This window comes from Phenylobacterium sp. (assembly GCF_036264965.1).
GTDB lineage: Bacteria > Pseudomonadota > Alphaproteobacteria > Caulobacterales > Caulobacteraceae > Phenylobacterium.
In genome coordinates this window covers 22,002-28,398 of record NZ_DATAPY010000104.1, presented here as the reverse complement: position 1 = coordinate 28,398, position 6,397 = coordinate 22,002, and the positions used below count along the sequence as shown (strand labels likewise).

The 6,397-nt window shown below is 67.4% G+C and carries 6 protein-coding genes and 2 tRNA genes; 2 read left to right on the top strand and 6 right to left on the bottom strand.

What is annotated here, in order from left to right:
* The 3 genes from VHS75_RS13335 to VHS75_RS13325 all read right to left on the bottom strand — a co-directional run.
* The coding region (locus VHS75_RS13335; RefSeq protein WP_329639103.1) for an elongation factor Tu at positions 1 to 758 on the bottom strand (758 nt) is incomplete at its 3' end.
* A gap of 33 nt (positions 759 to 791) precedes the next feature.
* A tRNA-Gly gene (locus VHS75_RS13330) sits at positions 792 to 865 on the bottom strand.
* A 48-nt stretch (positions 866 to 913) separates the two neighbouring features.
* Positions 914 to 999 (bottom strand) — tRNA-Tyr (locus tag VHS75_RS13325).
* A 225-nt stretch (positions 1,000 to 1,224) separates the two neighbouring features.
* On the opposite strand from VHS75_RS13325, the gene rlmB reads away from it, so the two are divergent.
* Positions 1,225 to 2,019, top strand: a complete 795-nt coding sequence (gene rlmB, locus VHS75_RS13320; RefSeq protein ID WP_329639102.1) for a 23S rRNA (guanosine(2251)-2'-O)-methyltransferase RlmB — start codon at positions 1,225 to 1,227, stop codon at positions 2,017 to 2,019.
* Positions 2,016 to 2,756 carry a YjbE family putative metal transport protein gene (locus tag VHS75_RS13315; protein ID WP_329639101.1) on the top strand — a complete coding sequence of 247 codons (741 nt, stop codon included), beginning with the start codon at positions 2,016 to 2,018 and terminating at the stop codon, positions 2,754 to 2,756. Before rlmB ends, VHS75_RS13315 begins: the two co-directional genes overlap by 4 nt.
* 105 nt (positions 2,757 to 2,861) lie before the next feature.
* Here the strand turns inward: VHS75_RS13315 and metG are convergent, their stop codons facing one another.
* The 3 genes from metG to VHS75_RS13300 all read right to left on the bottom strand — a co-directional run bounded on the left by metG (position 2,862) and on the right by VHS75_RS13300 (position 6,240).
* A complete protein-coding gene (gene metG / locus VHS75_RS13310; RefSeq protein WP_329639100.1) occupies positions 2,862 to 4,673 on the bottom strand; it encodes a methionine--tRNA ligase in 1,812 nt (603 codons plus the stop codon).
* Positions 4,674 to 4,748: 75 nt separating this feature from the next.
* The gene (locus VHS75_RS13305; protein WP_329639099.1) at positions 4,749 to 5,105 is read right to left on the bottom strand and encodes a DMT family protein; all 357 of its coding nucleotides are present in this window, start codon (positions 5,103 to 5,105) and stop codon (positions 4,749 to 4,751) included.
* 118 nt (positions 5,106 to 5,223) lie between these two features.
* The gene (locus VHS75_RS13300) at positions 5,224 to 6,240 is read right to left on the bottom strand and encodes a hypothetical protein (RefSeq protein ID WP_329639098.1); all 1,017 of its coding nucleotides are present in this window, start codon (positions 6,238 to 6,240) and stop codon (positions 5,224 to 5,226) included.
* Positions 6,241 to 6,397 lie beyond the last annotated feature (157 nt).

The window sequence follows — 6,397 nt, the reverse complement described above, 5'->3', positions numbered from 1 at the left end:
GTCGGCTTGATGCCGACGATCGCGATTTCCTCGCCGACCTTGACGATGCCGCGCTCGACGCGACCGGTCACCACGGTGCCGCGGCCCGAGATCGAGAACACGTCTTCCACCGGCATCAGGAACGGCAGGTCCACCGGACGCTCCGGCTGCGGGATGTAGGCGTCCACCTGGGTCATCAGCTCCAGGATCGCGTCCTCGCCGATCACCGGGTCGCGGCCCTCCACCGCCGCCAGGGCCGAGCCCTTGACGATCGGAATGTCGTCGCCGGGGAAGTCGTAGGACGACAGCAGCTCGCGCAGCTCCATCTCGACCAGCTCGATCAGCTCGGCGTCGTCGACCATGTCGACCTTGTTCAGGAACACCACCAGCGCCGGCACGCCCACCTGACGCGCCAGCAGGATGTGCTCGCGGGTCTGCGGCATCGGGCCGTCGGCAGCGCTCACCACCAGGATCGCGCCGTCCATCTGCGCCGCGCCGGTGATCATGTTCTTCACATAGTCGGCGTGGCCAGGGCAGTCGACGTGGGCGTAGTGACGGTTCTTCGTCTCATACTCCACGTGCGCCGTGTTGATGGTGATCCCGCGCGCCTTCTCTTCCGGCGCCGCGTCGATGTCGGCATAGCTCTTCGCCGTCGCCCCACCCGTCTTGGCCAGCACCATGGTGATCGCCGCCGTCAACGTCGTCTTGCCATGGTCAACGTGACCAATCGTGCCGATGTTGCAGTGCGGCTTGTTACGTTCGAACTTTTCCTTGGCCATGGGATCCTACGGGCGTTGTTTTTGGGTGGAACGTGGAGCGGGTGGCGGGAATCGAACCCGCGTATTCAGCTTGGAAGGCTGCTGCACTACCATTGTGCTACACCCGCAGTGAAATCTCGGCGGGACGCCGGCTACTCCTCAATCGCTCCGAGGCGTGGTGGGGGAAGTAGGACTCGAACCTACGAAGGCGTACGCCAGGGGATTTACAGTCCCCCCCCTTTGCCACTCGGGACATTCCCCCAGCGCGCTCGGAGTCCCCGGAAATTTCGCCAAGGCGGAATTTCCAGGAATTTTGACTTGGCGCGTGACGGACGCCGAAACCGGCTTCCACTTTCGGCTGTCACGCACCGTCGGAACTACGAACAAAAGGCTTCCGCCAGGGGATGCGCGGGGCCTAAGAGCGGCCCAACGCATGGTCCCAAAGGCGGTAACCCGTCCGGGGCCCCAATTTGGAGCGCGTCTTATAGTGGCCCATCAACCCGAACGCAACGACGCCCGGAGAGGCCGCAATAAGCGGCCGCACGGACATTTTTCGAGGCGTCCGGAGGCGGTCGCCGACGACTGGATCTGGGGCTGGCACGCGGTGGAGGCGGCGCTTTCGAATCCCCGGCGCGGACCCGCCGAACTGATCCTGGCGACCCCGGAGCGGATCAAGCAGATCGAGGCTAGGTTCGGCCGCCTGCCCACCGTTCAACAGGCCGACAACCAGCAGATCGCCCAGCGGTTGCCCCAGGGCTCGGTCCACCAGGGCGTGGCGGTTCGCGGGGCGGTGTTGGAAGACGCGGACCTTTCCGATTTCACCGCCGCGCCCGGCGCGATCCTGCTGATGCTCGACCAGGTCACCGATCCGCAGAACGTGGGCGCCATGCTGCGCTCGGCCGCGGCCTTCGGCGCCATCGGCATGGTGCTGCAGGACCGCAACGCGCCGCGGTTCACCGGCGCGCTCGCCAAGGCCGCGGCGGGGGCCGTGGACAGGGTGCCGGTAGCCCGGGTGGTCAATCTGTCGCGCGCCCTCGACGAGCTCACCACCGCCGGCTGGCGCCCCGTGGGCCTGGCCGGCGAGGCGGAACGAACGCTGGGCGAGGTGTTGGACGGCGCCCCGACCGTGCTGGTGATGGGCTCGGAGGGCGAGGGCCTGCGCCGGCTGGTGGCCGATCACTGCGACGAACTCGCCAAGATCCCCATGCCCGGTGGTTTCGAGAGCCTCAACGTCTCCGCCGCCTGCGCCGTGGCGCTCTATGAGGCCTCGCGCCCCCGTTGAGCCTGCCGATCGAATTCACCTTCACCGCCGGCACGATCGCCGCCTTCTTCCAGGTGGTGCTGATCGACCTGGCGCTGGCCGGCGACAACGCCGTGGCGGTGGGCATCGCCGCGGCCGGCCTGCCGACGAAGCAGCGGCGGATGGCCATCATCCTGGGCCTCGGCGGCGCGGTGGTGATGCTGATCAGCTTCGCGCTGATCACCACCCGCCTCTTACAGGTCGTGGGCCTGATGCTGGCGGGCGGGTTCCTGCTGCTCTGGGTCTGCTGGCGGATGTGGCGCGACTTGCGCCGCCAGGGTCAGGAACAGGAAGCCGAAGGCGAAGCGGCGCTGGAGGACGCGGCCGGGGAGGCGATCGGCGCCAAGCCTCGTCAGAAACACAAGCCCAAGACCCTGGGCCGCGCCCTGGTGCAGATCCTGCTGGCGGACCTCGCCATGTCGCTGGACAACGTGCTGGCCGTCGCCGGCGCCGCGCGCCACCACCCGGTGGTCCTGGCCATGGGGCTGTTGCTCTCGATCACGCTCACGGGCGTCGCGGCCAGTTGGATCGCCAAGCTGCTGCACCGGGCCCGCTGGATCGGCTACCTGGGCCTGGCCATCGTGGTCTATGTCGCCCTGCACATGATCTGGGACGGCACGCGGAAGGTGGCCATCGATACCGGCGAGACCGGCGCCTACAACGCCGCCATGCCCGGCGGCGCGCTGGACATCAAACCCAGCGAACTGAAGAAGAAGTGATCTTTCCGTCCCGCTCATGGGAAGGGGGACCACTCCCCGCAGGCCGCAACCTAGCGATCCTCCTCCCCTTGTGGGAGGAGGACACCGCAAGCGCAGCCTTGAATCTCAATCCGTCTCCGGCCCGCCGAAGCGTTCGCGCCATTCGGCGACCTGCACATCCTCGACCTTGCGGAACAGCACCTCCGGCGCCTTCACCGGACGGCCTGGCGGCAGAGCGGCGAGCAGGCCCTCGCCCGTCAGGTCCGGCCAACGGCCGGGGAAACCCTCGCCGACCGAGAGCGCGATGGTCTCGGCGCTGAACGGGATGAAGGGCTCGGAGACCTTGGCGAACAGGGCCACCAGGTTGAGGCCGATGCGCACCGCTACCGCAGCCCGTTCCGGATCGGTCTTGAACGCCGTCCAGGGCGCCGCCTCGGTGAGATAGCCGTTGCCAAGCACCCAGAGCTGGCGCAGCGCCGTCGAGGCTTTGCGGAACTCGCGGCCCTCCAGGTGGTCGGTCAGTTCGCGCAGCTTGGCGAGCACGTCGGCGTGCAGCTTGGTCTCCAGCGGCCCATCGGCGCCGCCGGCCGGGACAACGCCGTCGAAGCGGCTCTCGGTGAACTTCAGGATGCGGTTGACGAAATTGCCCAGCACATCGGCCAGGTCGGCGTTCACCTGCGCCTGGAACTGCTCCCAGCCGAAGGTGGCGTCGGAGGTCTCCGGCGTGTTGGCGGTGATCCACCAGCGCCAGTAGTCGGCGGGCAGCAGCTCCAGGGCATGGTCCATGAACACGCCGCGCTTCTGCGAGGTGGAGAACTTGCCGCCGTAATAGTCGAGCCAATTGAAGCCCTTCAGCTGATCGACCAGCTTCCACGGCGCGTTCTCGACCGGCGAGAAGGTCCCGTCGGCGTTCAGCCGCTCGTTGACCCCGAACAGGGTGCAGGGGAAGCCCACGGTGTGGAAGGGCACGTTGTCCTTGCCCATGAACTCCACATAGGTCACGTCCGCCGCGGCCGGCTCGCGCCACCAGCGCTCCCATTCCGCATCGTCCGCCGGGACCCTGCCCGCCTCGGTGGCCCGCGCATCAGCCCACTCCCAGGTTGCGGCGATGTATTCGATCGGCGCGTCGAACCAGACGTAGAACACCTTGCCGGCCAGGCCCTCGATGTCCGGCGTCACGCCGTCGGGGTTCGGGCCCCACTCGAAAGCGTTCACCGGCACGCCCCATTCCAGGTCGCGGGTGATGCCGCGGTCCTGCAGGCCCTCGTCAAGCCACTTCAGGGCAATGGAGGTGACCAGGAGCGGCCAGCGGTCGCGCTTGGCCTCGATCCAGCTCCTCAGCTTCCCGGCGAACAGGCTCTGACGCAGGAACAGGTGCTTCGACCCGCGGATCTCGATGTCAGTCGAGCCGGAGACCGCCGAGCGCGGGTGGATCAGGTCGGCGGGGTCCAGCACGCGGGTGCAGTTCTCGCACTGGTCGCCGCGGGCGCTCTCGTAGCCGCAGTGCGGGCAAGTGCCGATGACGTAGCGGTCCGGCAGGAAGCGCTTGTCGGCGTTGGAATAGACCTGCTGGGTCACCCGCTCCTCAATGAAGCCGGCCTCCCAGAGCTGCTGGGCGAAGCGCTGGGTCAGCCGGTGGTTCTGCGGCGAGGACGAGCGGCCGAAATGATCCCAGGAGAGGCCGAACCTGCGGCCGAGGTCATGCTGGATCTGGTGCTGTTCGGCGCAGAAGCTCGCCGGGTCCTGGCCCTTCTCCGCCGCCGCCAGCTCGGTGGGCGTGCCGTGCTCGTCGGTGGCGCAGATATAGAGGGTCTCGCGGCCGCGGGAGCGCTGGAAGCGGGCGTAGACGTCGGCCGGAAGCATGGAGCCCGCCAGCGTCCCCAGATGCTTGATCCCATTGATGTAGGGCAGCGCGGACGTGATCAGGATGCGGGACATGACGGCTCTCGAAATGGGGAGAAGGCGCGGCTTATAGGCTGCGCGTCCCGGTTCGCCAAAGTCTGCGCGCCAAATTCAGTGGAATGGCCCCTTGAAGACGAAGAAGGCGCCCAAGGCGATGAGCGCGAAGCCCGCGGCGTGGTTCAAGGTGACCGGCTCCTTCAGCCAGACGACCGAAAACACCGCGAAGACGCAGAGCGTGATCACCTCCTGCATCGCCTTCAGCTCGGCCGGATCATAGGCCAGGCGGCCGATGCGGTTGGCCGGCACGGCCAGGCAATATTCGAAGAAGGCGATGCCCCAGCTGATCAGCACGATCAGCCACATGGCGCGGTTCTCGACCTTGAGCTGGCCGTACCAGGCGAAGGTCATGAAGACGTTGGAGGCGATCAGCAGCAGGATCGGCGCGATCGCGGTCCACAGAATTGGCATCGGGAACCCCGCAAGCTTTGGCGTTGAGGGGATGATCGCGCGCCCTTAAACCTCGCGCCAGCGAAGGCGCGCGGCCATACGGAGATGCATGAGATTCGCTACAGCGCCGGTGAAGCGCCTAGGCGAGCGTGTTGTGGGCCCGGCGGCGCTGACGCAGCACGGAGCCCAGGGCCGCGAAGCCCAGGATCAGGGTCATCCAGCCGGCCGGCTCAGGGATCGGACCGGGGCTCTCATCCGAAGACGAACCCTGGGCCGATTGGAATTGAGGCGTCGTCACCCCAGGCAACGAGTCGCAAGTGTTGAACTGGGTCACGACACAGGTCGTGCCGCCGCCGTTGTCGTTGGAGCCACCCGGCGGATTGTTGAGCGGAGGCAGGCCGTCGCCGCCGCCCGTCACCGGCGGGGTCGCTCCTCCGTCGCCCGTCCCAGGGCCGGTCCCAGGGCCCGTGGAGCCGCCGCCGGAACCGGAGCCGGAGCCGCCGCCGTTCGACAGGAAACCGCCGCCGCCACCGCCGCTGCCAGCGCCGCCCAAGCCGCCACTGCCGCCAAGCCCGCCGGCGCCGCCAGCGCCGCCGCTATCGAGGCCTGAGCCCGAACCGGAATCGCCGTCGCCCGCCACTTTGGACGAACCGTCGCCGCCGGGTGAGGAGCCCTCGAACGGATTGCCGCCGCCGTTGGCCGCATCGTCGTGGCGGCCACCGGGGGCGTGGTCACTGTTGTCATTGCTGTTCTGCCCGTTGCCGGCCGCGCCGGCCACGTAGGACGCGAGCGTCATCAGCCCGTCCTCGCCATTGGGCATGAAGTTGCCCTGGCCCGGACCGTCATGGCCGTCGCCGGGACCGTAGGAGCCGCGCGGACCGCCGCCGGTCACGTCGACATTGACGCCGCCGCCCGTGGTCTGGAGGCCTGCACCGCCGCCGGAATTGTCGTCGCCGCTGTTTTGCTGGGTCTCAAGGGCAACGCCACTGCCGCCCGTCCCGCCATTGCTGGCGAACTGCTTGTCAGGCGCTTCATCCTGGTGGTGGTGCTGGCTGCCGCCGGTGGAATAGGCCATGGCGCCGGCCGCGACACAGGTTGTGAACACGGTGACCAGCAACCGCTTGGCGTGTCTCGATCTGGAACGGGGTAGGGTCATGGTCCGCACGATGCAACTATCGTGCAGAAACGCGAAAATTTCAACTATGCGATTGTTATGAACACATTCGCCATAAGCTCTAAGCGGCCCCGGTTACCTCCATGTATTCTTGTTATTCGACGCCTTAGTTCGCTTATCAGGGGATTTTACGCTGCGA